This is a genomic window from Microbispora sp. H10836, from assembly GCF_012999525.1.
GTDB lineage: Bacteria > Actinomycetota > Actinomycetes > Streptosporangiales > Streptosporangiaceae > Microbispora.
On sequence record NZ_JABBWU010000012.1, the window covers coordinates 1 to 24,025 of the forward strand.

The window sequence follows — 24,025 nt, forward strand, 5'->3', positions numbered from 1 at the left end:
GGTCGGCGACGCGCAGAGCGAGTTGAACACGGGACATGGGTGTCCTCCCTTGGCCGTGAAGCGGCGGGCCAAAGCCGCCCGTCTGCTTCGATGAGCTTCTAATCAACGTGTATCCGGAGTTTGTGCCCTTGCCTAGACCTGTGTCAAATTAGAGATATGTCGAATCAAGTGCTGCCGATTGTGGACGCGGACGCGGCGTGCTGTGTACCGCTGGGGTGCGAGCCCCTGTCGGAGAGCGAGGCCGCCGAGGTGGCGCCGCTGTTCAAGGCGATCGCCGACCCGGTACGGCTGCGCCTGCTGTCGTTGATCGCCTGCCACGAGGGCGGCGAGACCTGCGTGTGCGACCTGACGGCGGCTTTCGACCTGACCCCGCCGACGATCAGCCACCATCTCAAGGTGCTCAAGCAGGCCGGGCTCATCGACTCCGAACGCCGGGGCACCTGGGTGTACTACTGGATCAACCCCGCCGTCCTGGCCCGTATGTCGGCCCTTATCGGCCCGGTGTCGCCCGCCCTCGCCGGTACGGCGTGACCACGGGCATCGGACGGCGGGCGTTCGCCGAGTTCTTCGGTACCGGCCTGCTCGTCGCCGTGGTGATCGGATCAGGCGTCATGGCCGTGCGCCTGTCACAGGACGTCGGGGTACAACTGCTGGCCAACAGCGCGGCCACCGCGGCGGCTCTGCCGGTCATCATCATCCTGGTCGGGCCGATCTCCGGCGCGCACCTCAACCCCGTCGTCTCCCTGGTCGGCTGGCTGCTCGGACGCCGCGACCGGAGCGGGCTGAGCACCCGCGAGGTGGTCGCCTACCTGCCCGCCCAGGTCGCCGGGGGGATCGCCGGGGCGGTGCTGGCCAACCTCATGTTCGCCCTGCCGCCCGTGACCGCCTCCACCCACATACGGGCGGCCCCGTCGCTGTGGCTCGGCGAGGTCGTCGCCACCGCCGGCCTGGTCGCGCTGATTGTCGCCCTGGCCCGGCAGGGCCGCGCACATCTGGCCGCGCCACTCGTCGGCGCGTACATCGGGGCCGCGTACTGGTTCACCAGCTCGACCAGCTTCGCCAATCCCGCCGTGACGATCGCCCGGGGCTTCTCCGACACCTTCGCCGGGATCGCCCCGTCCTCCATCCCCGCGTTCGTCGCCGTCCAACTGCTCGGCGCCCTCGTCGGAGCGGTCATCGCCGTCGCCCTGTATCCCGCGTCCGGCCCGGCCGGAGCCGACGCCCTCCAGGACGACGGGGGCCATGACGTCGTCGTACCGCACTCGTCCTGATCACCGCCGCTGACCCCGCCAAGGAGTCCCACGTGTCCGACATCCCCGAGGTGCTGTTCGTCTGCGTGCACAACGCCGGACGCTCCCAGATGGCCGCCGCCCTGCTCGACCGCCACGCCGCCGGTCGGGTACGGGTCCGGTCCGCCGGATCGGCTCCCGCCGACACGATCAACCCTGCCGTCATCGCGGTGATGGACGAACTCGGCCTCGACCTGTCCAAGGAGTTCCCCAAGCCGCTGACGACCGAGGCCGTCCAGGCCGCCGACGTCGTCATCACCATGGGCTGCGGGGATGCCTGCCCGATCTTCCCCGGCAAGCGCTACCTCGACTGGCAGCTCGACGACCCCGCAGGCAAACCCGTCGACCAGGTCCGCCCGATCCGCGACGAGATCGACCGCCGCGTACGCGACCTGCTCGCCGAACTCGTCCCCGCCCACTAGAACGACGTCATCTCGGACCGGCTCGGCGTCCGCTGGGCCGGTTTTTGTTCTTCCACTTCAGCACTTCATCGTTTATCGTCGATGAACGATGAATCAGGGAACGACGCCGCTCGACCGGGCCACCGCCGCCGAGTACGCCAGTTGGTTCAAAGCCTTGGCCGACGCCACACGCATTCAGATCGTGACCCTGCTCGCCCGCGCCCAGAGGCCGATGGCGGTCAAAGAGATCGTCGAGGCCGTCGAGGTCGGGCAATCGACCGTCTCCGCGCACTTGAAGGTGCTGGCCGAGGTGGGGTTCGTCCTGGTCGAGCATCGCGGTACGGCCAGCCTCTACCGAATCAACGGCGCCTGTGTGGAGTGCTTCCCCACCGCCGCCGACGTCGTCATGGGCCGCCCCGTTCCCGACCCTGCGCCGCCCTGCTGAACGGAGATGACGTGTCCGAGAACGTGGAAGCAGTCAGAGCCGGTGTCGTCACCCGCTACGGCGAACTGGCCAAAGCCGCCCAGGCAGGCAAACAGGTCATCGACTGCGAGCCGCAGGAGTTCACCGACGGCTGCTTCGGCTCGGCCGGCTACGACGACACCACCGGCCTGCCCGACGGAGCCCTCCGGGCCAGCCTGGGATGCGGAAACCCGGTCACCGTCGCCGACCTCCAGCCCGGCGAAACCGTCCTCGACCTGGGATCGGGCGGAGGCATCGACGTCCTGCTCTCGGCCCGCAGAGTCGGCCCGACCGGCAAGGCGTACGGCCTGGACGCCACACCCGAAATGATCGAACTCGCCCGAGCCAACGCCACCGAGGCCGGAGCGACCAACGTCGAGTTCCTGCACGGCCACATCGAAGACATCCCGCTCCCCGACGGCAGCGTGGACGTCGTCATCTCCAACTGCGTGATCAACCTGTCCGCCGACAAACCCCGCGTGCTCGCCGAAGCCTTCCGCGTGCTCAAGCCCGGCGGCAGGCTCGGCGTCTCCGACGTCATCGCCGACGACGGACTCGACCCCGCCCAGCGCGCCGAGGCCGAACACCTCGTCGGCTGCTCGGTCGGCACCCTCACCGAAGCCGAGTACCGCGCCCTGCTCGCAGAGGCCGGGTTCACCACGTACACGATCACGCGCACCCACGCCGCGAACGGTGTCCTGCACTCGGCGATCGTTCATGCGTCCAAGCCCTCCGCCCCGCCCGGCGTCCATCCGCCCCATGCAGGAGGCTGACGCCGCCCAGGTCCTCGCCATCGACTAGGCCGGTCTCGACGGCGGAAACGCCGGCTTCGAGACCACGGCACCGAACTGCAAGCCGTGAGGCAGCTCTCTGCGTGAGGATTCCCAGCTCGCGGCGGCGTTCCCGGACGGCTGAGGATGTCAGCCCGTTCCAGCTGTTCCCTCTGGAGCGTGGCCGGGCACGCCGTTGCCCCGGCGGCGCTGGAGCTGCACCGGGGCAACGGAGCCGGTTGAGGAGCGAAAAGGGGGGGCGAGCTCAGCGGGTGGAGCCGTAGCCGTCGCCGGAACCGTAGGCGCGGCCGGTTCCGTCGACGTCGCCCTCGACGTCGATGCGCTCCTTGCGGACCTCGCCGCCGATCCGCTTCCGGTCGGTGACCTGCTCCTTGGCCATGTGGACCCGCTCGACCGGCACGGTCCGCTTGTCGACCACCGGGCGCTCCTCGTGCAGCGTCACCTCGTGCTCGGAGCCGGTGATGTCCGGGCCGTTCAGCGCCTCGTCCCGGTTGGTGTCGGTTATCGGCTCACGCTCGATCCGCACCTTCTCCCGGGTCACGGGTACGTCGACCTGCTCGTGCTCGGTGACCACGTACTTGCGTAGCCGGGCCTGGCCGGTGCGGTGTCGTTCGGTGCCGATCTCCAGTTGCTCCTCCGAGCGGGTCATCGCGTCGTCGCGGCCGATGCCCATGCGGTCGCGCTCCCGGCGTCCGCCCGCGTCGGCCCAGCCGGTCTCACCCGGCTGGTTGGCGCGCTCCCAGGAGGAGTCCCAGTCCAGGTCGTAGTAGCGGTACAGCTGCCGCTCCTGCTCGGGCGGCAGGTGCTCGTCGGCGTCCAGGTCGACGTCGGGTGCGTCCTTGATGCGGTCCTTGTCGTAGGGAACCTCGACATGGTCGGCCACCAGGTCGGCGTCGCGCAGCGGGACGAAGGTCTCCTTCATGTTGAACAGCCCGCTCTTGACGCACAGCCATTCGGGCTGCCCGGTGGCATCGTCGAGGAAGACGTGCTTGACCTCGCCGATCTTGTCGCCGTTGAGGTCGTAGACCGGGTGGTCGAGCACCATGGGGATCTGCTCGTGAGTGATCACGTGCTTCTCCTTGCGTTGTCGCTTGATCGGTCCTTTGCCGACGTACCGCTCACATGAGGATGAAAACCACTTATCTAGACATTTTTGTGACCTTCCGGGTCCGGGCCGGACGCCCGGCCGGCGCCGCAGCGTCGCGTGACCACTCTGTAGCTCCCGGCACATCTCGGCCTACACTCCGCATCCTGGTCCGCGCCGCGTGCGACCCCCGGGTAGCGAGCCTTTCCGAGCGGGGCGCGAGCGGCAAAGAAGCGACCACCCACAGCCCAGATATCACACGTTCGAAGAAGAGCCGTGGGGTGAGGGGTATGAGTAGGTTTGTGGCACTTGTGCCCAAGGCGTACATGTCCAGACGCGACGACCAAGGCGGGTGTGGATCAGATGGGTGCCAAGGGTGCGCAGAGCTTTTTCGGCGTAGAGGTGTCCGCCCGAGGTGTGGCTGTCGCCGCGCTCGTCATCGGCATGTCGGCTCTCGCGGATGTGCCGCAGGCGTCGGCAGCGCCGATACCGCAGGGCGTCCACGCAGTGAATCGTGATTGTCACGGCCTTTACGGCCATGGATCCGGCAAGGGCAAGGGTAAGGGCAAGCGGCACGGCAGAGGTGGCGTCAGGCAGAGCACGAGCGGCGTCAACACGGCCAACGCGCCCACGATCAGCAGCCCAGCCCGTCAGCGGATCAAAGGCAGGCGCAACGTGAACGCCCCGGCAGCCAACAGCGCCGTCGACTTCTCCGGCGTTCAGCAGGTGTCAAGCGTCAGCGTGTTCACCAACTCCCTCAGCGGCAACTGCAGGAGGGGAAACGGGGACTGCGTGATCAACCAGAACCTGCGCAGTATCGAGAGCAGAGGAGGCATCGGGCACTAAGAACCATGCCCGCAGATCCATAGGCATGGCGCTCCTTATCACCGACACTCCTGAGCTCCTGATCACCGCAGGGCTCTCCAACTGACGGCATCTGGCCCTCGCCCACATCTACATAGCCATCCAGTGGACGGCGGTGCCTGGCCCAACCCCCGATGGCCGGGCACCGCCGCCGCAGCACCGTCACGGGCGCATGACCAGTTCGGGTATGGCTTGGGCCGCCAGCATGATCCTTGTGATGCTGCCGGTCAGCGCCACGAGCAGCAGCAGGGAGGGCGGTGGCAGAAGTGTGAGGACCGTGCCCAGCATGACCGTGTCCAGGACGGCCACGGTTCCCGTGCCGACGAGTGCGGCCAGCCGTACCGTGCGGTAATGCCGTCCCTTCCGGATGGCGATCAGCAGCATGAGCACGGCCGACCCCAGGAGGAGGCCGAGGGCCAGGCGCGATGACAGCGGGATCGTCGAGGCCCAGACGTTGCCGGTGACGAGAACGGCTCCCCAGCTCAGCCCGACGATCGGCCCGGCCACGAGCAGCCTGAACGCGGCTTTCCTGCCGGGAGAGGCGCGGACGAAGGCGGCGGTGACGGTGTCGGCGTCGCCGAAGTCCGCCAGTGCGGCCCGGGCCGCCGCGTCAGGATCGCCGAGCCGCTCCATCTGGTCGTCGTACGCGGCGAGGAGGCCGTCGGCGAGCTCCTCCACCACGGGATCGGGCAGCCGCTCGGCGAGCGTCTGAAGGTGACGTTCGATCAGTTCGTGGCCGGCCACGGTCCACCACCCAGTGCCGCGGATATGACGGCGGCGAACTCCTGCCAGCGGTCGCGTGCCCCCGCCAGCGAGCGTCGCCCCTGCTCGGTCAGCTCGTAGGTGCGTCGTCTGCGACCGCCCACCACCGACCAGCTTCCCTTGATCAGGCCCGCGCGCTCCAGACGGTGCAGCGCCGGGTAGACGGTGCCGGTGGGCAGGTCGAGTCTGCCGCCTGTGGCGTCACGCAAGGCTTCCTTCACTGCGTAGCCGTGCTGCGGCCCGTCCTCCAGCGTGGCGAGCAGGAGGCCATCCAGGTGTCCTTTGAGTGCTTCCGCCCTCATAGGTAGTAACGCTACATCTGCTCTTTCCATCGGCCAAGACCCGGAGTAGCGTCCCTATAGGTAGCAACCCTACGCATTGGAGATGCGATGGACACCATCGACATCTTGGGCACTCCGATCCCCAACGCCGGACCGGTCTTTCTCTCCGCGCTCGCGGTCCACGTAACCGCCGGGATCACGTGTGTGATCTGCGGCGCGATCGCCGCATTGACGAGAAAGGGAAGCCCACGACACATGCGATTCGGACGCGTCTACCTGTGGGGACTGGCCGTCGTCTACGTCAGCCTTACCGTCATGTCGGTGATTCGCTGGCGAGAGAACATTCACCTGTTCGGCATCGGTACTTTGGCGATCATCACTGCGCTGACGGGGTACGCCAACCGCCGGCAGCGGCCCGACGTCCACATCCTCGGAATGGGAACGTCCTACGTCCTGCTCCTGACCGGCTTCTACGTCGACAACGGCCCACATCTGCCGCTGTGGGACAGGCTTCCGGCCATCGCCTACTGGCTGCTCCCGGCCCTGATCGGCTCCCTCTTGATAACACGCGCCATCGCCCGCAGACGCCATCCGAACGCACCAGCCCGAACGTGACACTCGACCACAGCCACATGCCCTGCCGAATTGTGCTCAGCCGATCCCGGCCGGCGGCGACTCGGGCCGCCTGCCGCACACCAGCCCGCCGTAACTGGCCCCGCGTGCCGCTGCAAGTGATCGCCAGTCAGCGCGAGCACGAGCTCGTGACCTCCTCCGTGAGGACCAGCCGGCCTGTAGGTCACGCGTCACTTCTGGCGATGTCTTCGCTCCCCGACAGGGCCGTGTCAGCGATCCGTTCCTGCTGCGCGATCTCGGCGTGTAGCTGCCCAAGGTCGTCGGCATCGACGGTACGGAAGGCACCTGCCATCTCGGCTGCGCGGCCGAAGGGGCGCTCGCGGGTCGCCCATAACCGCCCGGCATCGCTCCGCAGGATCCGCCAACCATCGTGCGACCGGGGTTCGGGGAGCGTGTTCACGTGCGCAAACACTATCTGGTCATGATCACTGTGAGATGCACGGGGTGTGTTTTTATCCTCTCGGACGGCCGGGGGGGAGGCGGCGGGAGATAAAACCACACCGAGTAGAAGATCTTTTGTACCGGGGGTTCACGCAGGGAATGGCACATGCGTAGCCGTCAGCAACCGGTTCATGTCGCTTTCGACCGTCACAAGCCCGGTGGCCGGATCGACCTCGACGCCGGTGACACCGGGAACCTCACCGACCTCCTCCTTGACGGAGCTGACGCGGTGGCCGCAGGTCATGCCGGTGGCGGTGGTCATGACGCTTCTCCTTCGCTCGGTCGGTCAGGAACGGACGAGACGGGCGACGGCGTCGGAGGCTTCCTTGATCTTGACGTCGGCCTCGGTGCCGCCCTTGGCGATGGCCTCGGCGACGCAGTGCGCCATGTGCTCTTCGAGCAGTTCCAGGGCGAACGCCTGGAGTGCTTTGTTAGCGGCCGAGACCTGGGTGAGGATGTCGATGCAGTACTTGTCCTCGTCGACCATCCGCTGCAGTCCGCGGACCTGCCCCTCGATCCGGCGCAGCCGCCTGAGGTGGTCTTCCTTGGTCCCCGTGTATCCGGCCATCTCCCCGCCTTGCTCCGCTGACGTCTGTTGTTTCTATTAACACCCTACCCCCCTAGGGTATTTCGTGGGCCCGCCACTTCCAAGGACGGGCCCACTCGGCGTCACTCACACCTGTGCGGATGCCGCTTCGGCGTCCGCTGCGGGGGACACGGCGGATGCGGGCGTGCGCATCAGTAGCAGGGTCAGCACGGCCCCCGCCGCGGCCACGACCGCCGCACCGGTGAAGGCGGCCTGGAAACCGTCGGTGAGCGCGGCGGGGCCGGCCGCGCCAGCCGCTGTCCCGGCGGTGGCGAGTGCGGTCATCACGGCCAGGCCGAGCGCCGAGCCGATCTGGTAGGTGGTGTTGACGATGCCCGAGGCCAGCCCGCTGTCCTCGGGCCGCGCGCCGGACATCGCCGACATCATCGCGGGGATGTAGGCCAGGGACATTCCCACCGCCGCGACCAGCGAGGCGGGCAGCACGTCGGCGACGAAGGTCCCGTCCGGCCGGACCAGGGACAGCCCGGCAACTCCCGCGGCCAGTACGCCGAGCCCGATGACGATCAGCGGCTTGGCGCCGAACCTGCCGAGCAGCCGGGCGGTGATCCCGATCATGAAAATCATGATCGCGATCGTCATGGGAAGCAGGGCCGCTCCGCTGGGGAAGGCGCTGTAGCCGAGGACCTGCTGCAGGTAGAGGTTGAGGAAGTACCACATCGGGATCCAGGCCGCACCGAGCAGCGCCATCGCGAGGTTGGCGACGGCCAGCCCGGGGGTGCGCCAGATCCCCAGCGGCATGAGCGGCTCCCGGATCACGCGCTGCACGAGCAGGAACAGCGCGAGCAGCACGACCGCCCCGGCCAGTTCCAGCAGCGTGGCGGCAGAACCCCAGCCCTGCTCGGGTGCCCGGACGATCGCGAACACGGCCAGGGCGATCCCGGCGGTGACGGCGACGCCGCCGAGCGCGTCCACCGACCCGCGTCTGCCGGCCACCGCTGGCAGCAGTGCGGGCACGGCCAGCAGGGTGGCGACGCCGATGGGGACGTAGACGATGAAGATCCACGGCCAGCTCAGGTACTCGGTGATGACCCCGCCGAGGAACACTCCGGCGGTGCCGCCGGCCGGAGCCGCCGCGCCGTACAGGGCCATGGCCTTGCCGAGCTCCCGCGAATCGTGTCCGAAGAGCATCATGAGCAGGGTCATCGAGGCCGGGGCGATGAGCGCGCCGCCGACACCCTGCACACCACGGCCGAGAATCTCCACCCAAGGACTGCTCGCCGCGGCGGCGACGGCCGACCCGGCGATCAGGACGATCCAACCGGTGGTGAAGACCCTGCGGGCACCGAACAGGTCGGACAGGCGGCCTCCGAGCAGCAGCAGGCCGCCGAAGGCGATGACGTAGGCGTTGAAGACCCACTGCAGCGCGTCCGGGGAGAAGCCCAGATCGCGCTGCATGTCGGGTAAGGCGACACCGATGATCGAGGTGTCCATGATGACCATGAACTGCGCGGCGGCGAGCACGACCAGTGCCCGCCACCTGCGCGGATTGACGGCGTTCATGCCGCACTCCTGTTCTACGCATCCGCCGTGCTGGGAGGATGCGCTAGAGGGTTGGGTGTGATGCCGAATCGGACCGGCCCCGCAGGTGGGCGTGCATGCCAGTGCACGCCCACCGCCTTCTTCAGGGCGCGACCCGCTAGGACCGGCTCGCCAGCTGGTAGCCGGCCTGCTCCACCGCGGCGCGGATCTCCTCGTCGGTGAACCCCGCGCCGCTGACGGTGACCGCGCCGGCCGGCAGGTCGACCGCCACGCCGGTGACGCCGTCGATCTTGCCGATCTCCCCGGACACCGACGAGACGCAGTGGCCGCAGGTCATCCCGCTCACCGAATAGACCCTGCCGTCCGCCGCATTCGCCTCAGCGGCCACCTCGGCCTGAGCCGACTCCGTACCGCACGCGCATGCCGTGCACATGTCCGTCCTCCTTCGTTTACTACCCCCTGGGGGTATGTCGGGAGAGACCGTAACATACCCCTGAGGGGTTTGTCCTCCAGGGCTGTCGGCCGACTTCCACCCCCCGCCCCGCCATCGCCGCGACTTCTGAACCGAAGAGATGTGGTAGACGAATCTCCTATTGGAGATAGGCGAACCGAGACCACACCATTGCTTCCTGTGTGCACCTGTGCTCACCGCTTTGACCTGAGACGTCCGGCATTGGATGCGTAAGCAACACAGGTCTACTAAGGTGCGTCGTAGTTCGGCCCGGCCTCAGGAAGAGGACTAGGACGTCGCGGACCGCGGCCGGTGGGCCAGGAAGCGGTCACGCAGGTCCGAGACGTGCCTCGCGACAGGGGAAAAGAGCGGAGAAGTGTGGGACGTAAGCCTGAGGCGCCGCTTTCGCACATCCTTTTACGGATAGCCGGGGCGCTGGTCGCTGTCGCCGGGATGCTGATGCCCACGGTCGCCCTTGCTGCGCCGAAGCCGACCCCGAAGGAGCTCAAGGCTCAACTCGCCCGCCTGAACGAGCAGGCGGAGAAGCTCACCGAGCAGTACAACGGCCGGCGCGTGGAGCTGGCCGCGGCGAAGCGTGAGTCGCGGCGGCTGAACACCGAGGCCGCACGGACCGAGGAGCGATACGCGCAGGTACGGGCGGCTACCCGTGCGCTCGCCAACACCCGGTACATGACCGGGTCCCTCGCTTCGCCGTCCCTCGTCTTGGCCGGAGGGAACCCCCGGGCAGTATTGTCCGCCGCTTCGCTCACTGCGCAGTTCTCCGAACAGTGGGCGGCGCAGATGAAGGACGCACTGCGCCTACAGGCCCAGGTCGATCAGGCACGCGAGCGCGCGAACGCGCACAAGAAGCAGCTCGGAAACCTGGTGAGCGACCTGGCAGGGAAGAAGCAGCGCATCGAGAAGCTCATCGACGAGGTGAAGATCAAGATCGAGCAACTCGGCCCGCCTCCCGTCGCCAACCTGCCGACAGTGTCCGTCGAGGGCCAGGGCAAAGCCGCCGAGGCCGCACGATGGGCGGTCAGCCAGGTCGGCAGGCCCTATGTGTGGGGGGCCGCCGGCCCGAACAGCTTCGACTGTTCAGGCCTGATGTTGTGGGCGTACTCGAAGGTCGGGATCACCCTGCCCCACTACACGGGAGCCCAGTGGCAACTGGGGACACGAGTCCCCAGCATGGACCAGCTTCAAGTAGGGGACATCGTCTTCTTCTACTCCGACCTCCACCACAACGGCATGTACGTCGGCGACGGCATGATGGTGCACGCGCCGCAGACGGGAGACGTGGTGAAGATCGTCAGCATCAGGACGCGCCCCTTCATGGGCGGTGTACGGCTGGTCTCTTGACCGTCGCCGGTGGCCGTTCTCGTCAGGGTCGGCCTGCCGAGGCGAGGAACAGCGGTATCGCAAGGAAGAGCCGTCCCGCCTTGGCCCGCGTAGCCTGCTCGTCGATCCACATGTCGGCCTGCTCCCGGTCGAGCGCGCCGGCCGCGAAGGCGGCCTCGGCGATGCCCGAGAGCATCGGCAGCATGGTGGCGTCGGTGAAGATGCCGGTGTGGACCTCTACCGCCACGTCCTCGAACCCGGCTTCGAGTAGGAGATTGCGGTAGCGGCGAGCGGCGCGAGGATTCGGAACCGTATCGGCGCGCGCCTGGACGATGGTGCGGGTGATCGCGGGAGTGTCCGAGTCGATGACGAAGCTCTCCCAGTCCTGGCCGATCAGGGCGATTCGCCCGCCAGGTGTGAGCACGCGGAACGCTTCACCGAGCGCCTTCGCCGGATCGTCGAGCTCGTGGTACACCTTGTCGGCGCGGTAGGCCGCCACAGAGCCGTCCGGCAGGGACAGCTCGTAGGCGTCGCCCACCCTCAGGTCCGAATCTGGCCGGCGTCGACAGCCCTCTTCGATCATCTGCACGCTTGCGTCGATGCCGAGGGCCCGGGCCCCACGCTCGTTCATCTCCGCCACTGCGCGGCCGGTGCCGCACCCGACGTCGACCGCCGGGATGCCGGGCGCGATGTGGAGCAGTTCATAGGAGCGAGCGCGGAGGGCTGCCGCGCCGGGGGATGCGTCGGCGGCGTCGAGCAGCCGGATGAACGGGTTGAGATCTTCGGCGGGGACACGGTTCGTCTCGTCGTTGGACATGTGTCCCACCATGCGACTTAATGTCGACATGAAGTCAAGCTCGAACCTCCCGGCGATGAGCATCGGACAGGTGGCGGAACACTTCGGCCTGGCCACGCACGTCCTGCGGCACTGGGAGTCCGTCGGCCTGCTGGAGCCGGCGCGAATCGGAGGCGATCGCCGCCGGTACGGTCGCGACGACCTCTACAGAATCGCGGTCATCCTGCGGGCGAAGGAAGCCGGGTTCGGGCTCGACGACATCCGGGAGATGATCGCAGCCAGGGAGCCGGCGGAACGGCGCGTAATACTGCGGCGTCTCGAGAACGATTTGAGGCGGCGCATCGCACAGGCGGAAGCCTCGCTGGAGCTGATCCGATGTGCACTGGACTGCGACCATGAGGACTTCACCTCGTGCGCGCACTTCCAAGCCGTGATCACGGAGAGGATCGGGCGGGAGGCGCGACCGCATGTCCCTGTCTGAGCACGCCGAATCGAATCGGAACCTGTTGGTGGGCGGGGATCAGTTCGGGGGGACGATTTTCAACGCCTGCCGAAGCGCCTCCGCCTCCGTAGGGGTCAGCTCGGCGAGGAAGTGGACGAACGCCGCCGCCTGGTTGTTGCTCGTCGCCAGCGCTCCGCGCATCAGACGAGCCGTGTACGCCTCGCGCGAGGCCACAGCCTCGTAACTGTAGGCGCGGCCCTCCAACCGACGGCGCAGCCAGCCCTTGCCGTGCAGGGTGTCCATCACCGTCATCACCGTGGTGTAGGCGATGTCGCGGCTCTTCTGGAGCTCGGTCAGCACCTCGCGTACGGACACGGGCCGGCCGAGAGCCCAGACGCAGTCCATCACCGCCGCCTCGAGCTTGCCGAACTCGCGCACGTCTCCTCCGCCTTCGTCCTTCCTAGGTAAGGTAGTAGATCAGGCCTGGCGCGACAAAGCGGTCACCCATGCCGGGCTCCTGTCGTAGGCAGTGACAGTCGATCAACCGCTGCCCTTGGGATCCCGCGACGCGATCAGCGGTGTCTCCCCGGCGCTCACGATCACACTATCCCTGTTCTGCCCCACCCGCCTCGGTCGACGATCGTGGCTGAGCGCCAGACGCCAACGGTCCGACATGGGTATCGATAGAGGCCATCGGGATTACTAGTACGGGTAGTAGTGAGTTCTTGGTGTGGCATTGCGAGGCGGTGCGGGAAGCGCGCGGATCCGTGAGTAATGTGTCCACTGTGACTACGGGCGGTGTGGCGCGCAGGCTCGCTCCTTTGAGCGGACTGCTCCTGCTTGCCGCCGTCCTGTGCGGCCTGCTCGCCATGCACGGGCTTCAGCCCTCACCTGGGCCTCTTCCCACTCCTAGCGTCCTGGCCCTGCACTCCGCTCAAATCGATCATGCGGCGATGCCGATGGCCGGACCCCACGACCGGCACGGCGACGAACCCGGCTCTCCCCACCAGGGTCACGGCGGCGGCCAGGTCTGTCTCGCCCTCCTCCTGGCCGGGTCGGTCCTACTACTTCTCCTCGTCATAGTGGGTGCAGGCCGCTTCGGTGCCCCGCCAAGCCGGCTGTTCTTGCAGTCGTTCCTCCCCCGCGGGCCCACCGCCCGTCCCAGAGGTCCGACCCTCGCGCAACTCTGTGTGATCCGGGTGTAGAAGGCGCGCTCGTCGGCCTGACTCGCCGTCGAGCTGCAGCGACCTGCATGCACCTACACACGGAGAGTGTTCATCCATGAAGCGTCTTGCCATTTCCGCCGCCCTGCTCGGAGCCGGTCTGCTGGCCAGTGCCTGCGGCTCCACGGACACCGCCGCCCACGACATGTCCGCCACGTCGTCGATGTCCGCGGTGCCTGCCGAATCACCGGCTCCTGCCACCAGCCCGGCCGCGGACCACAACGACCGGGACATCTGGTTCGCGCAGATGATGATCCCGCACCACCGCCAGGCCCTTGAGATGGCGAAGCTGGCCGAGGATCGCGCTGGTAGCAGCAAGGTCAAGGAGCTGGCCAAGCAGATCGAGGCCGCCCAGGATCCCGAGATCCAGACGATGACCGGCTGGCTCGAAAGCTGGGGTGTTCAGGCCCCCGGCGAGGACGGCATGCCGATGGACCATACGGACCACGGCATGCCCGGCATGATGTCCGGCGAGGACATGAAGAAGCTCGAAGGCCTCAAGGGCGCCGCATTCGACAAAGCGTTCCTGACGATGATGATCCAGCACCATGAGGGCGCCATCACCATGGCCAAGGAGGAGCAGGGAGCCGGCGTCTACGAACCGGCCAAGCAGATGGCCGACTCCATCATCACCGGCCAGTCCGCGGAGATCAGCACCATGAAGAAGCTCCTGCAGTAGGACGCCCGGCGGGTGGGCGACGGTGGTCGTCGCCCACCCGTCCCTCGAATCCCAGGTGCGAGAAGGTGAGGACTGGGAATGATCGCCGCAATCATCGCCTTAGCCGGATGCGTGTTCCTGCTCGGGCACCTCGCGGGCCCGATGCTGCTGCGCGCGCGATGGTCCGCGGGGTTGCCCGGCACCGCCGTAGCACTGTGGACCGCCGCCCTCGCCGGCACCATGCTGGCCTTGACCGGGCTGACCGCTATCGCACTCGTCTGGCCCTCCACTCCCGGTCACCGGCTCGTCGACTGGCTCGCCGACTGCCTGCCGAAGGACGGCCATGCCATATCCCCGGTGGCGGCGCTCGCGACAGTTCTGCTCCTCGCGGCGGGGATCACCTCGCTCAGCCTGGCCGTGCCCAGGGTGGTCCGGACCGTACGGGAGCGCCGCGAGCACCGGCAGATGCTCGACGTGGTCGCGAGGGACCTCGCCGGGACACCGGATGTCCGCGTGCTCGAGCACCCCATGCCGTTGATCTACTGCCTCCCGGCGCGAGAACGACCCATCGTTGTGACCACAGGCGCGCTCGACCAGCTGGAACCGGCCGAGGTTGAGGCGGTGCTGGCCCACGAGCGCGCGCACCTGCGGCAGCGGCACCACCTGGTCCTGATGCTGGCCGACGCACTGCGCGCCGCGGTCCCCTGGCTCGGAACGCTACGGCTCGCGCACACCACCCTGCCCGGCCTGCTGGAACTGGCCGCCGACGACCACGCGGCACACCATCACGGGCGGGCTCCCCTGATCGGTGCGCTGCAGAAGCTCGCAGTCACGTCCTGCTCAGCGGGTGCCTTGGCCGTCAACCCCGCCACCACGCACATAGCCAGGCTGAGAATCGCCCGGCTGACCTCTCCGCAGACGCCCCCACGGCTGCCTCACGTCAAACCCCTGTCGTGGCTCGCCGTCGCCTCTGCGGTCGGCGTCCCCGCCGTACTGGTGACCCTGGGCGTGATGATGCTGCCGCTTCCTTGCTGAGCGTTCACCGGACATGCCATGACGCTCGGCTCTACAAACGGGCAGGAACGGGCGCCGATTTCACTGTGCAGGGGATTGCGGCCGAAGCATGGCCAGCAGTGTCGAAGTCAGCAGCGAGGGAGCGGCATCCTCCGTGACCTTTCCCGCCTCTACTTCGTCGGCGGCGGTGTGGATCAGGCTGAACAGGCTGGTAACCATCCAGTCGATCGGCAGGTCCGTACGGAAGACACCCTCCTCCTGCCCCCGGGTGACGAGGTGTTCAACCCGGTGGCGTACGGGGTCGTGGTGCCGGCTGAGCCGCTCGGCTCCCAGCGTGGCCGTCGCATGGGTGCGCAGCCGCCGGTAGTGATTGAGCACCTGCCAGGTCGAATCGATCAGGTCCGCCAAGGCTCGGTCTGCTGAGCCGTGGGAGCGGGCCAGGCAGTCGTCCATCGCCTGCTCCGCCTTGCTGATCGCGTGCACGACCAGCGCGTCGATCAGGTCCGCCCGGGAGGGGAAGTGCGCGTAGACGGTGACCCGGCCCAGCCCGGCGGCGCGGGCGACGTCGGCCATGCTGACGTTGTCGTTCCTGCCGAACAGGTCCAGGGCGGTGGCGAGGATGGTGGCGATGTTGCGCTCGGCGTCGGCCCGGCGGGGCGAGTCGTCCTCGTCCCGCCGCCCGTCCGCCGTGCGGGTGTCGCGTGCCGTGACCATGGATGCAGCCTAGGTCCTCAGTGCGCGTGCGGCCCTGCGACGTGATGTGGTCTGCCGCGTGGGACCAGGACCAGGGTGACGAGGACGCCGAGAGCGGCACTGACGGCGCTCACGGTGAAGGCGGTGCCGAAGCCGGTGATCGTGCCGGTCTCGATGCCCGCGGCTGCGACGGTGGAGACGACGGCGACGCCCACCGACCCGCCGACCTCGTGGAAGGTGTTGACCACGCCCGATGCGAGGCCGGCCTCCTGATGGGAGATGTAGCCGAGTGCGGAGGTGGTGGCTGCGACGAACACCGCACCGAGGCCGGCCGCGGCCACGGCGAAGCCCGGGACCAGGACCGCCCAGACGTCGGCCTCGGCGGACAGGCCGGTGAGCAGCCAGGCGCCGACGGCGGCGAGCGCCAACCCCGCGGCGGCGATCGGGCGGCTGCCGGCGCGCCCGATGAGACGACTGCCGACGTGTGCACCGATGCCGGTGGCGACCGCGACGGGCAGGAACATGAGGCCGGTGCCGAGGGCGCTGTACCCGCGTGCGTGCTGCAGGTAGACGGAACCGAGGAAGAAGAAACCGATCAGCAACGCGCTGGCGACCAGCATGAGGAAGGCACCTGCGAGGACGGGACGCCGGGAGAGCATGCGAACGTCCATGAGCGGCGCGCGAACCCGCCTTTCCACGATGGCGAATCCGGCGTACAGCGCCAGGGCGGCGATCAGTGCCACGAGCGTCGCCGTCCCGCCCCAGCCGGCGTCGCCCGCTTTGACCAGTCCGTAGATGAGGGAGGCGGTCGCCCCGGTGACCAGCAGCGCCCCGAGCAGATCGACCCGACGCCGCTGAGCATGGCGTGCCGGGGCCGGGACGGTGAACGGCAGGGCGACCAGCACCACGACGCCGACAGGGACGTTGATGAAGAACACCCATTCCCAGCCGGGGCCGGCCGTTATCGCGCCGCCCAGGATGACTCCCGCCGCCGATCCGATGCCACCCAGGGCGGCCCAGACGCCCAGCGCTTTGTTGCGCTCAGCGCCGTGGAAGGCGGTCGTGACGATGGACAACGCCGCCGGGGAGAGCAGGGCCGCTCCGACTCCCTGCGCGACGCGACCGGCGATCAGCACCGGTCCGCTCGCGGCCAGGCCCGTCCCAAGCGACGCGAGGGTGAAGACGGCGAGACCGGCCAGCAGGGTCCGCCGCGCGCCGAGCACGTCCGCGAGCCGGCCGCCCAGCAGCATCAGCCCTCCGAAGCAGAGGGTGTAGGCGGTGACCACCCACGTGAGCGTTTCGCGGTCCAAGTGAAGGTCGGCGCTCATGCTGGGCAGCGCGACGTTCACGACGGTGACGTCGAGGATCAGCATGAACTGGGCCAGGCACACCAACGCGAGGGCCACCCAGCGGCGCCGGTCAGGTGGGGTCTCGGGATGGCCCTGCACGTCATGCGGATGGCGAGCAGAGACGGGATGGCTCACGAGCGACCTCCGGAAGGGGGACATGAAGGCTGCACGACGAACCCAAGCGCATCGGATAAGTCGAACAACTGTGTACGGGTTAGCGTAGCTCAATAACCCGAACAATGGTGTACGAGTTTGAGTGTGGGTGAGTCGCCTTGTGGCCGTTTACGGTTTCGCTTCGCCCCGGTCCCGCTCATCGTGTTGCTTATACCCCCTAGGGGTATTAGCCTCGGAGGGGCAAAGAGGCCTACCTGCACGCGTTGGAGTTGCCATGACCAAGCCGCACCACCACGACCAGATGGAGCATGGGCACGGCGAGCACCCGTCGGCTATGGATCACGAGGCCCATCCGCATCACCGCGTGGTCGAAACGAAAGCGTCCTGGCGGACGGCCGCGTCCGCGACGCTGCACTGCCTGACCGGATGCGCCATCGGCGAAGTGCTGGGCTTGGTGATCTCCACCGCGCTCGGCTGGGCCACCGGCCTGTCCGTCGCCTTGGCCGTCGTGCTCGCCTTCTTCTTCGGCTACCTGCTGACCCTGCTCCCTCTCCGTAAGGCTGGAGTGGGCTGGGGCAGCGCGATCAAGCTGGCGCTGGCAGCCGATACCGTTTCCATCATCGTCATGGAGATCGTGGACAACGGCGTCATGCTCGCCGTCCCGGGCGCCATGGCCGCTACCCTGACGTCCGCGCTGTTCTGGGGCACCCTGGCGCTTGCCCTGCTCGTCGCCTTCTTGGTCACCACGCCGATCAACAAGTGGATCATCGGCAAGGGCAGGGGACACGCCGTTGTCCACGCCTATCACCACTGAGCAGCGGTGCGGGCGGTGTGTGCGGAGCGGTAACGGGGCCCCGCCGTGACCTTCGCGTGCTCACTGAGGTCGCGAAGATCGCCGCCGAGAAAAATCAGGGCCGACGCTCGGTGAGGCCGCCGGCGGCGCGTCGCCAGGCGGCGCCGCGCAGGAGGCGCAGGCCGTTGAGGCCGACGATGACGGTGGAGCCTTCGTGCCCGGCGACGCCGAGCGGCAGCGGCAGGTCGCCGAGCAGGTCCCAGGCCACCAGCACGGCGATGAACGCGGCGGCGATGGCGAGGTTGGCGATGACCAGGCGGCGGGCGCGGCGGGCGAGGGCTATCACGGTGGGGACGGTGTCGAGCTCGTCGCGGGTGATGACGGCGTCGGCGGCCTCCAGGGTCAGGTCGGCGCCGGTGTGGCCCATCGCGATGCCGGTGTGCGCGGTGGCCAGAGCGGGGGCGTCGTTGACGCCGTCGCCGATCAGCGCCACCTGTGCCCCCTGCTGCTGCAGGTCGCGTACGGCGTCGACCTTGTGCTCGGGCAGCAGGCCGGCGCGGATGTCGGTGATGCCGGTCTGGGCGGCCAGGTGGGCGGCGGCGCGGGGGTTGTCGCCGGTCAGCAGCACCGGTGCGGCGTGGGTGAGGGCGGTCAGGCGGTCCACGGCGCCGGCGGCGCCGGGCCGGATGCGGTCGGCCAGGGCCAGCACCGCGGCAGGGTGGCCGTCCAGCAGCATCACCACGGCGGTGTGCCCGCCGTCTTCGAGTTCGGCCACGAGGGCGCGGGCCGGGCCACCGGTTCCTTCGGGTAGCAGGTGGGCGGGGCTGCCGATCTGGACCAGGTGGCCGGCGACGTGGGCGCGCACGCCCTGTCCGGGCACAGCCCCGAAGTCCGTGGGCGTGGGCAGGCGGATGCCCCTGGTGCGGGCCGCGGCGGTGACGGCCCGGCCGAGTGGGTGTTCCGAGCCGTCCTCGGCCGCGGCGGCGAGCGTGAGCAGCTCACGCTCGCTGAGGGTGGTGCCGGGCAGGGCGCGGAAGTGGGTCAGGCGGGGGCGGCCCTCGGTGAGGGTGCCGGTCTTGTCGAAGGCCACCTGGGTGACGTCGGCGAGCTGTTCCATGACCACGGCGGACTTGACCAGCACGCCGTGGCGGCCTGCGGTGGCGATGGCGGCCAGCAGCGGCGGCATGGTGGCCAGCACCACCGCGCACGGCGAGGCGACGATCATGAACGTCATCGCCCGCAGCAGGCTGCCCTGCAGGTCCTGCCCCAGCGCGAGCGGGATCGCGAACAGCGCGAGGGTCGCGGCGACCATGACCACCGAATAGCGCTGCTCGACCTTCTCGATGAACAGCTGGGTGCGTGCCTTGGTGGCGCTGGCCTGCTCGACCATGGACACGATCCGGGCGATCACCGTCTCGCCGGCCGGGCGGCCCACCCGCCGTCGGCGCCGATGCGCTCCCCGGGCCTGACCACGATGACGTCGCCGACGGCCAGATCGGCGGTCTCGACGACCTCTTCCCGGCCCGCCGGATCCAGCCGGTTGGCTGTGTCGGGGGCAAGGTTCAGCAGGGTGCGCACCGAGTCGGCGGTGCGCTTGGTCGCCACCGCCTCCAGCGCCCCGGAGGTGGCGAAGATGACGATCAGCAGGGCGCCGTCGAAGACCTGCCCGATCGCGGCGGCGCCGATCGCCGCGGCGACCATGAGCAGGTCGACGTCCAGCGTCCGCTCACGCAGTGCCCGCAGCCCGGCCAGCCCCGGCTCCCACCCGCCGGCGGCGTAGCAGGTCAGATACAGGGCCCACCACAGCCGGGAGGGCGCTCCTGCCAGCTGGCAGATGCCGCCGGCGGCGAACAGAAGAGTCGCCGCGATCGCCCAGCGCACCTCGGGCAGCGAGCCCGCTCCGGAGTGCCACCACCCCCATGGGCGGCCGGGTGCGGCGTCGGCCCCGGGAGCGGGACCTTCGTCTACTACAGCGCCGCCGACGAGCACGTGCGCCGCCTGCTGGCCGAGGGCCTGTTCCACGCCGACCACATCGACCGCGGCGAAGGCCACGACCAGGACTCCGCCGCTACGTCGACCGTGAGCGTCGCGTCCTGACGCTCGTGAGTGTGGCGACCGGCGGTCCGCCTCGGCTCCTCACCGTCTTCCCGCCCTCGCCCGTCGATGCGGGTCCATCGCCCGTGCTTCGGCTCACCGCCTGAAGGCGGTTTCCACACCCGGTGTCACCACAGCGCGAAACGCCGCGTCCATCTCGGCCGGCGTGGCGGTCAACTCGCCGTCGGCCCACTTGCGCAGCAGCGCCATGAACGCCCCGACGACGCAGGTGACCATCAGGTCGAGCGAGTCCGGTGGTGTGCTTCGCGGAGGGAGTGCTGCCAGCAACTCGTCACGCACGACCGTGGCCAGGATTTGCTCTCCGCGCGCCATCACGGCGCTGCCCCCGCGCCGCCCGAGCAGCGCTCGCGCCAGCCGGCGCTGCTCATGAAGGTGCTCGAACATGGGCAGGCTGAAGGCGAACAGCGTGCCCGGCCTGGACGCGGGAGCGAGACGAAGAAGGCCGGAGAGCTCGTCGAGGTTGCTGAACAGCACATCCTGTTTGTCGGTGAAGTGCGCGTAGAAGGTCGAGCGGCCGACGTTGGCGCGGTTGATGAGATCAGTGACGGTCACCGCCTCATAGCCCTTCTCCAGAATCAGCTCCACCAATGCCTGCTGAACGGCCTTCCGAGTGCGCCGCACCCGGCGATCGGAGCTCTCCCGCCGTGAGTTCCCGAACACGTCCCCCACCTCTGTCCAGTACGGCACAGCCCAACGAATTTGCTTGTTGACCGTGCCGTGCCGACGAATCGATCATTTATAACCGAACACATTGTTCCGAAACAAGAAGGAGAAGCCTTATGGGCAGGGGAAAGTTGCTGCATGGTCACTCGAAACACGGTGACGGTGGTGGGCCCATCAATTATCCGCGGGGTTATGAGATTTTGGCCGAGCTCGGTTTCGCCGGGCGGCGTCGCAGCGTTTTCACCCGCCTGGCCGCGTTGTCCGGCGCGGGGCCGGGCCATCAGATCTTGGACGTCGGCTGCGGCACCGGCTACCTGACCCGGCTGCTGGCTCCTCTCGTGGGCCCCGAGGGGCGCGTGACCGGCGTTGACCCGTCACTTCCGATGATCGAGCACGCCCGTCGTCGCTCACCTGACAACTGCTCCTATCAGGTGGGCGAGGGGCAGGCGCTCCCCTTCCCCGACGCCTCGTTCGACATCGTGGTCTCCAGCTTCGCCGTTCACCACATGCCCGTCTCCGCCCGCAGCACCGCCGTGAGGGAGATCTCCCGCGTCCTGCGACCGGGCGGACGGCTGCTGATCGCCGAGTTCCGCCCGCCGGTCAACCCCCTCGCCGCCCGCCTCGTCGGGGTACTGGCCGGTCCCGCGATGCGGCCGACCATGCCGGACCTGCTCGCCGAGCTGGTCCCCGGCGCCGGTCTCAGCGTCGAGAGCACAGGCACCGTGGGGCCGGTGCTGTACTACGTCAACGCCGTTCGCCCACCCGAAATCCGTTCCTGAAACAGCCCGCTATTCAGACGAAAAAATGATCTCCATTGTGGGGAAGAAAAGTCAGGGGCGTGACGACCGGATTGCTTCCTGCCGAGCAGTGACGATTTGGGGCCGTTCGGCTCTATCGGCCGGTAGGGCAGGGCGATCGTATGGAAGGCAGCACTCTGTCGTCTCGTCATTGTGGAGGCACGACATGCTGCGCGTTCTCAGTGCCCTGGATGATCGGTGGCGTGAGCCGGTGTTCCTGGCGGCGACCGGTGGCGCGCTGGTCGGCGGTGGTGTGGCCTGGTTGGCCGGGGCCGTGGGCGTCGCGGATGGGTTCTGGATGGCGGGGACCGCGGTGGCCGTCGTGCCCGCGGTGGTGTGGGTGGTCGCCGCGTTGCGGAAGGGGCGGGCGGGCGTCGATCTGATCGCGGCGCTGGCGCTGGCCGGGACCCTGGCGGTCGGTGAGTACCTGGCCGGGGCTTTGATCGCGGTGATGCTGGCCACCGGGCGGGCGCTGGACGCGGCGGCGGAGCGCCGGGCGTCGCGTGACCTGCGCGCGTTGCTGGAGCGTGCGCCGCGCTCCGCTCGCCGCCGAAGCGGCGATGAGGTGGTTGTCGTCGCTCTGGCGGACGTACGGGTGGGGGACGTGGTGGTGGTCGGCCCGGGCGAGGTGGTGCCGGTGGACGGCCGGGTGCTGGCCGGGCCGGCGATGCTGGACGAGGCCGCGCTGACCGGGGAGTCCACCATCATCGAGCGCGGTACCGGCGAGGCGGTCCGCAGCGGGGTGGTCAACGCCGGCGGTGCGGTCGACATCGAGGCGACGGCTACCGCCGAGGACAGCACCTACGCGCAGATCGTCCGGCTGGCCGAGCAGGCGGGTGCGCAGCGGGCGCCGGTGGTGCGGCTGGCCGAGCGATACGCCGCGTGGTTCCTGCCGCTGTCCCTGGGGGTCGCCGGGGCGGCGTGGTTGATCAGCGGATCCGCGGTGCGGGCGGTGGCGGTCTTGGTGGTGGCGACCCCGTGCCCGCTGCTGCTGGCCGCTCCGGTCGCGATCGTGTCGGGGTTGTCGCGGGCGGCGCGCCAGGGCGTCATCGTCCGGGACGGTGGCGCGCTGGAACGGCTGGGGCGAGCCCGCACTCTGCTGCTCGACAAGACAGGCACGTTGACCAGAGGCCGTCCGCGGGTTCTGCAGGTAGCCGCCGCTCCCGGCCGGGCGCCTTCGGAGGTGCTGCGGCTGGCGGCGTCACTCGACCAGATGTCCGCTCACGTGCTGGCTGAGGCGATCGTCGCGGAAGCACGGGCCCGAGGCTTGGCGCTGTCGGCGCCGCGGGAGGTGACCGAGGAACCCGGCCGCGGAGTGACCGGCATGGTGGACGGACAGCGCGTGAGCGTGGGCAAGACGGGGATACCGCTCGAAGCCCGTCCCGGCTGGGCTCGCGCGGCCGACAACCGTGCCGCCTTGGACGGCGCCGCCGTCGCCTGGCTCACCGTCGACGGCGTGTTGTGCGGTGCGATCTTGCTGCTGGACCCGTTGCGTCACGACGCTCCCCGTACGCTGCGGCGGCTGCGCTCGGCGGGCATCGACCGCCTGCTGATGCTGACCGGCGATCGCGCCGAGCCCGCCCGTGAGGTGGCCGCGGTGGTCGGGCTTGACGAGGTACGGGCCGAGCAGTTGCCCGCCGACAAGGTCGCCGCGGTCAGAGCGGAAACCTCAAGGGCCGTGACGGTCATGGTCGGCGACGGCATCAACGACGCCCCCGCGCTGTCGGCGGCCGACGTCGGGGTGGCGATGGGAGCGCGCGGGTCCACCGCCTCCTCCGAGGCCGCGGACGTGGTGCTGGTCACCGACCGGGTGGACCGGCTCGCCGACGCCATGGAGATCGCGGTGCGCACCCGGCGTATCGCCGTGCAGTCGGCCGCGGGGGGCATGGCCATGTCGCTGGTGGCCATGGTGGCCGCGCTGCTGGGCTGGCTGCCGCCCGCGGCCGGGGCGCTGCTGCAGGAGGGGATCGATGTGGTGGTGATCCTCAACGCGTTGCGTGCCGTGCTGCCCCGGCGCGGCGCCCGGCTGGCGCTGGAGCCGGCCACCGAGGACCTGATCCGCCGCTTCGCCGCCGAGCATGACGATCTCGCCGACGTGCTGGACGCCGTGCGTGATGCCGCGGGCCTGCTGGCCGTCGAGCACGGGCCGCAGGTGCTGGGCGCCGTGCGGGAGGTCGACCGGTTGCTGACCGAGCGGCTGCTGCCGCATGAGTACGCCGAAGAGCACGAGCTCTACCCGGCGCTGGCCGGTCCCCTCGGGGGAGGAGAGGCGACCGCGACCATGAGCCGGGCCCACAGCGAGATCGATCGCCTGGCCCGCCGAATCGCCACGCACGTGAAAGTCGCCGAAACCGCCGGCCAGTTGCGACCCGAGCAACTGGAGGATCTACGGGCCTGCCTGTACGGGTTGCACTCGGTGTTGCGGCTGCATTTCGTCCAGGAAGAGGAGAACTACTTCTCCCTCGCCCCCTGATCCCTCGG

30 protein-coding genes are annotated in these 24,025 nt (G+C 69.0%); 15 read left to right on the forward strand and 15 right to left on the reverse strand.

What is annotated here, in order from left to right; translation table 11 throughout:
- Positions 1–156: 156 nt before the first annotated feature.
- From HHX30_RS21835 to arsM, 5 genes are all read left to right on the forward strand, one after another.
- On the forward strand, positions 157–531 hold the full coding sequence (locus HHX30_RS21835) for a helix-turn-helix transcriptional regulator (protein ID WP_169983839.1): 375 nt from the start codon (positions 157–159) through the stop codon (positions 529–531).
- Complete coding sequence (locus HHX30_RS21840; protein ID WP_169983840.1) at positions 528–1,271, forward strand: MIP/aquaporin family protein; 744 nt, start codon at positions 528–530, stop codon at positions 1,269–1,271. Before HHX30_RS21835 ends, HHX30_RS21840 begins: the two co-directional genes overlap by 4 nt.
- A gap of 32 nt (positions 1,272–1,303) precedes the next feature.
- A complete protein-coding gene (locus tag HHX30_RS21845; RefSeq protein ID WP_310741777.1) occupies positions 1,304–1,711 on the forward strand; it encodes an arsenate reductase ArsC in 408 nt (135 codons plus the stop codon).
- A gap of 88 nt (positions 1,712–1,799) precedes the next feature.
- Positions 1,800–2,135, forward strand: coding sequence for a helix-turn-helix transcriptional regulator (locus HHX30_RS21850; RefSeq protein ID WP_169983841.1), 336 nt, complete (start codon positions 1,800–1,802; stop codon positions 2,133–2,135).
- An 11-nt stretch (positions 2,136–2,146) separates the two neighbouring features.
- Positions 2,147–2,926, forward strand: coding sequence for an arsenite methyltransferase (gene arsM, locus HHX30_RS21855; RefSeq protein WP_169983842.1), 780 nt, complete (start codon positions 2,147–2,149; stop codon positions 2,924–2,926).
- 262 nt (positions 2,927–3,188) lie between these two features.
- Here the strand turns inward: arsM and HHX30_RS21860 are convergent, their stop codons facing one another.
- A complete protein-coding gene (locus HHX30_RS21860; RefSeq protein WP_169983843.1) occupies positions 3,189–4,013 on the reverse strand; it encodes a PRC and DUF2382 domain-containing protein in 825 nt (274 codons plus the stop codon).
- A 369-nt stretch (positions 4,014–4,382) separates the two neighbouring features.
- On the opposite strand from HHX30_RS21860, the gene HHX30_RS21865 reads away from it, so the two are divergent.
- The gene (locus HHX30_RS21865) at positions 4,383–4,874 is read left to right on the forward strand and encodes a hypothetical protein (RefSeq protein WP_169983844.1); all 492 of its coding nucleotides are present in this window, start codon (positions 4,383–4,385) and stop codon (positions 4,872–4,874) included.
- Positions 4,875–5,054: 180 nt separating this feature from the next.
- Here the strand turns inward: HHX30_RS21865 and HHX30_RS21870 are convergent, their stop codons facing one another.
- Together HHX30_RS21870 and HHX30_RS21875 are read right to left on the reverse strand one after the other, a co-directional pair.
- Positions 5,055–5,636, reverse strand: a complete 582-nt coding sequence (locus HHX30_RS21870) for a hypothetical protein (RefSeq protein ID WP_169983845.1) — start codon at positions 5,634–5,636, stop codon at positions 5,055–5,057.
- Entirely contained in the window at positions 5,618–5,956 is a 339-nt protein-coding gene (locus tag HHX30_RS21875; RefSeq protein ID WP_169983846.1) for a PadR family transcriptional regulator, read from the reverse strand. The genes HHX30_RS21870 and HHX30_RS21875 overlap by 19 nt, the downstream gene beginning before the upstream one ends.
- 87 nt (positions 5,957–6,043) lie before the next feature.
- On the opposite strand from HHX30_RS21875, the gene HHX30_RS21880 reads away from it, so the two are divergent.
- Positions 6,044–6,550: a DUF2306 domain-containing protein gene (locus HHX30_RS21880; protein WP_169983847.1), complete on the forward strand. Its 507-nt coding sequence runs from the start codon at positions 6,044–6,046 to the stop codon at positions 6,548–6,550.
- 181 nt (positions 6,551–6,731) lie between these two features.
- On the opposite strand, the gene HHX30_RS21885 is transcribed toward HHX30_RS21880, so the two are convergent.
- The 5 genes from HHX30_RS21885 to HHX30_RS21905 form a co-directional block, all read right to left on the reverse strand.
- Positions 6,732–6,968, reverse strand: a complete 237-nt coding sequence (locus HHX30_RS21885; protein WP_169983848.1) for a hypothetical protein — start codon at positions 6,966–6,968, stop codon at positions 6,732–6,734.
- 129 nt (positions 6,969–7,097) lie between these two features.
- Positions 7,098–7,271, reverse strand: coding sequence for a heavy-metal-associated domain-containing protein (locus HHX30_RS21890; RefSeq protein ID WP_169983849.1), 174 nt, complete (start codon positions 7,269–7,271; stop codon positions 7,098–7,100).
- A gap of 24 nt (positions 7,272–7,295) precedes the next feature.
- Positions 7,296–7,577, reverse strand: coding sequence for a metal-sensitive transcriptional regulator (locus tag HHX30_RS21895; protein ID WP_169983850.1), 282 nt, complete (start codon positions 7,575–7,577; stop codon positions 7,296–7,298).
- A 105-nt stretch (positions 7,578–7,682) separates the two neighbouring features.
- The gene (locus HHX30_RS21900; RefSeq protein ID WP_169983851.1) at positions 7,683–9,116 is read right to left on the reverse strand and encodes an MFS transporter; all 1,434 of its coding nucleotides are present in this window, start codon (positions 9,114–9,116) and stop codon (positions 7,683–7,685) included.
- 136 nt (positions 9,117–9,252) lie between these two features.
- Positions 9,253–9,528 (reverse strand): heavy-metal-associated domain-containing protein, encoded by a 276-nt coding sequence (locus tag HHX30_RS21905; protein ID WP_169983852.1) that lies wholly within the window; start codon positions 9,526–9,528, stop codon positions 9,253–9,255.
- 477 nt (positions 9,529–10,005) lie between these two features.
- On the opposite strand from HHX30_RS21905, the gene HHX30_RS21910 reads away from it, so the two are divergent.
- The gene (locus HHX30_RS21910) at positions 10,006–10,908 is read left to right on the forward strand and encodes a C40 family peptidase (RefSeq protein WP_211592357.1); all 903 of its coding nucleotides are present in this window, start codon (positions 10,006–10,008) and stop codon (positions 10,906–10,908) included.
- Positions 10,909–10,930: 22 nt separating this feature from the next.
- On the opposite strand, the gene HHX30_RS21915 is transcribed toward HHX30_RS21910, so the two are convergent.
- Positions 10,931–11,704: a methyltransferase domain-containing protein gene (locus HHX30_RS21915; protein ID WP_169983854.1), complete on the reverse strand. Its 774-nt coding sequence runs from the start codon at positions 11,702–11,704 to the stop codon at positions 10,931–10,933.
- A gap of 55 nt (positions 11,705–11,759) precedes the next feature.
- Here HHX30_RS21915 and HHX30_RS21920 point away from each other — a divergent pair, with 55 nt between their 5' ends.
- Positions 11,760–12,164 (forward strand): MerR family transcriptional regulator, encoded by a 405-nt coding sequence (locus HHX30_RS21920; RefSeq protein ID WP_211592358.1) that lies wholly within the window; start codon positions 11,760–11,762, stop codon positions 12,162–12,164.
- Between the two features lie 39 nt (positions 12,165–12,203).
- On the opposite strand, the gene HHX30_RS21925 is transcribed toward HHX30_RS21920, so the two are convergent.
- Positions 12,204–12,563: a BlaI/MecI/CopY family transcriptional regulator gene (locus HHX30_RS21925; RefSeq protein WP_169983856.1), complete on the reverse strand. Its 360-nt coding sequence runs from the start codon at positions 12,561–12,563 to the stop codon at positions 12,204–12,206.
- Between the two features lie 362 nt (positions 12,564–12,925).
- On the opposite strand from HHX30_RS21925, the gene HHX30_RS43785 reads away from it, so the two are divergent.
- From HHX30_RS43785 to HHX30_RS21935, 3 genes are all read left to right on the forward strand, one after another.
- Entirely contained in the window at positions 12,926–13,330 is a 405-nt protein-coding gene (locus tag HHX30_RS43785; protein WP_396704964.1) for a DUF6153 family protein, read from the forward strand.
- Positions 13,331–13,406: 76 nt separating this feature from the next.
- Positions 13,407–14,027: a DUF305 domain-containing protein gene (locus tag HHX30_RS21930; protein WP_169983857.1), complete on the forward strand. Its 621-nt coding sequence runs from the start codon at positions 13,407–13,409 to the stop codon at positions 14,025–14,027.
- 78 nt (positions 14,028–14,105) lie between these two features.
- Positions 14,106–15,041 carry a M56 family metallopeptidase gene (locus HHX30_RS21935; protein WP_169983858.1) on the forward strand — a complete coding sequence of 312 codons (936 nt, stop codon included), beginning with the start codon at positions 14,106–14,108 and terminating at the stop codon, positions 15,039–15,041.
- A 60-nt stretch (positions 15,042–15,101) separates the two neighbouring features.
- Here the strand turns inward: HHX30_RS21935 and HHX30_RS21940 are convergent, their stop codons facing one another.
- A complete protein-coding gene (locus tag HHX30_RS21940; RefSeq protein WP_169983859.1) occupies positions 15,102–15,734 on the reverse strand; it encodes a TetR/AcrR family transcriptional regulator in 633 nt (210 codons plus the stop codon).
- 17 nt (positions 15,735–15,751) lie between these two features.
- Positions 15,752–17,197 (reverse strand): MFS transporter, encoded by a 1,446-nt coding sequence (locus HHX30_RS21945; protein WP_311922700.1) that lies wholly within the window; start codon positions 17,195–17,197, stop codon positions 15,752–15,754.
- 253 nt (positions 17,198–17,450) lie between these two features.
- On the opposite strand from HHX30_RS21945, the gene HHX30_RS21950 reads away from it, so the two are divergent.
- Positions 17,451–17,990, forward strand: coding sequence for a DUF4396 domain-containing protein (locus HHX30_RS21950; RefSeq protein WP_169983861.1), 540 nt, complete (start codon positions 17,451–17,453; stop codon positions 17,988–17,990).
- A gap of 94 nt (positions 17,991–18,084) precedes the next feature.
- On the opposite strand, the gene HHX30_RS21955 is transcribed toward HHX30_RS21950, so the two are convergent.
- From HHX30_RS21955 to HHX30_RS40810, 3 genes are all read right to left on the reverse strand, one after another.
- Positions 18,085–19,404 carry a heavy metal translocating P-type ATPase gene (locus HHX30_RS21955; RefSeq protein WP_311922701.1) on the reverse strand — a complete coding sequence of 440 codons (1,320 nt, stop codon included), beginning with the start codon at positions 19,402–19,404 and terminating at the stop codon, positions 18,085–18,087.
- Entirely contained in the window at positions 19,377–20,021 is a 645-nt protein-coding gene (locus HHX30_RS43335; protein WP_311922702.1) for a hypothetical protein, read from the reverse strand. Before HHX30_RS43335 ends, HHX30_RS21955 begins: the two co-directional genes overlap by 28 nt.
- A 138-nt stretch (positions 20,022–20,159) precedes the next feature.
- A complete protein-coding gene (locus HHX30_RS40810; RefSeq protein ID WP_211592359.1) occupies positions 20,160–20,669 on the reverse strand; it encodes a TetR/AcrR family transcriptional regulator in 510 nt (169 codons plus the stop codon).
- Between the two features lie 278 nt (positions 20,670–20,947).
- Here HHX30_RS40810 and HHX30_RS21970 point away from each other — a divergent pair, with 278 nt between their 5' ends.
- Positions 20,948–21,526 carry a class I SAM-dependent methyltransferase gene (locus HHX30_RS21970; RefSeq protein ID WP_211592360.1) on the forward strand — a complete coding sequence of 193 codons (579 nt, stop codon included), beginning with the start codon at positions 20,948–20,950 and terminating at the stop codon, positions 21,524–21,526.
- Between the two features lie 184 nt (positions 21,527–21,710).
- Positions 21,711–24,017, forward strand: a complete 2,307-nt coding sequence (locus HHX30_RS21975; RefSeq protein ID WP_169983863.1) for a heavy metal translocating P-type ATPase — start codon at positions 21,711–21,713, stop codon at positions 24,015–24,017.
- The last annotated feature ends 8 nt before the right edge of the window (positions 24,018–24,025 follow it).

Bases quoted from the DNA above. Each gene is read 5' to 3' on its own strand.
- HHX30_RS21930 (WP_169983857.1), top strand. From the start codon at position 13,407: ATGAAGCGTCTTGCCATTTCCGCCGCCCTGCTCGGAGCCGGTCTGCTG.
- HHX30_RS21975 (WP_169983863.1), top strand. From the start codon at position 21,711: ATGCTGCGCGTTCTCAGTGCCCTGGATGATCGGTGGCGTGAGCCGGTG.
- HHX30_RS21950 (WP_169983861.1), top strand. From the start codon at position 17,451: ATGACCAAGCCGCACCACCACGACCAGATGGAGCATGGGCACGGCGAG.
- HHX30_RS21895 (WP_169983850.1), bottom strand. From the start codon at position 7,577: ATGGCCGGATACACGGGGACCAAGGAAGACCACCTCAGGCGGCTGCGC.
- HHX30_RS21915 (WP_169983854.1), bottom strand. From the start codon at position 11,704: ATGTCCAACGACGAGACGAACCGTGTCCCCGCCGAAGATCTCAACCCG.
- HHX30_RS21910 (WP_211592357.1), top strand. From the start codon at position 10,006: ATGCCCACGGTCGCCCTTGCTGCGCCGAAGCCGACCCCGAAGGAGCTC.
- HHX30_RS21880 (WP_169983847.1), top strand. From the start codon at position 6,044: ATGGACACCATCGACATCTTGGGCACTCCGATCCCCAACGCCGGACCG.
- HHX30_RS21920 (WP_211592358.1), top strand. From the start codon at position 11,760: ATGAGCATCGGACAGGTGGCGGAACACTTCGGCCTGGCCACGCACGTC.
- HHX30_RS21905 (WP_169983852.1), bottom strand. From the start codon at position 9,528: ATGTGCACGGCATGCGCGTGCGGTACGGAGTCGGCTCAGGCCGAGGTG.
- HHX30_RS21890 (WP_169983849.1), bottom strand. From the start codon at position 7,271: ATGACCACCGCCACCGGCATGACCTGCGGCCACCGCGTCAGCTCCGTC.
- HHX30_RS21940 (WP_169983859.1), bottom strand. From the start codon at position 15,734: ATGGTCACGGCACGCGACACCCGCACGGCGGACGGGCGGCGGGACGAG.
- HHX30_RS21935 (WP_169983858.1), top strand. From the start codon at position 14,106: ATGATCGCCGCAATCATCGCCTTAGCCGGATGCGTGTTCCTGCTCGGG.
- HHX30_RS21850 (WP_169983841.1), top strand. From the start codon at position 1,800: ATGAATCAGGGAACGACGCCGCTCGACCGGGCCACCGCCGCCGAGTAC.
- HHX30_RS21835 (WP_169983839.1), top strand. From the start codon at position 157: ATGTCGAATCAAGTGCTGCCGATTGTGGACGCGGACGCGGCGTGCTGT.
- HHX30_RS21875 (WP_169983846.1), bottom strand. From the start codon at position 5,956: ATGAGGGCGGAAGCACTCAAAGGACACCTGGATGGCCTCCTGCTCGCC.
- HHX30_RS21900 (WP_169983851.1), bottom strand. From the start codon at position 9,116: ATGAACGCCGTCAATCCGCGCAGGTGGCGGGCACTGGTCGTGCTCGCC.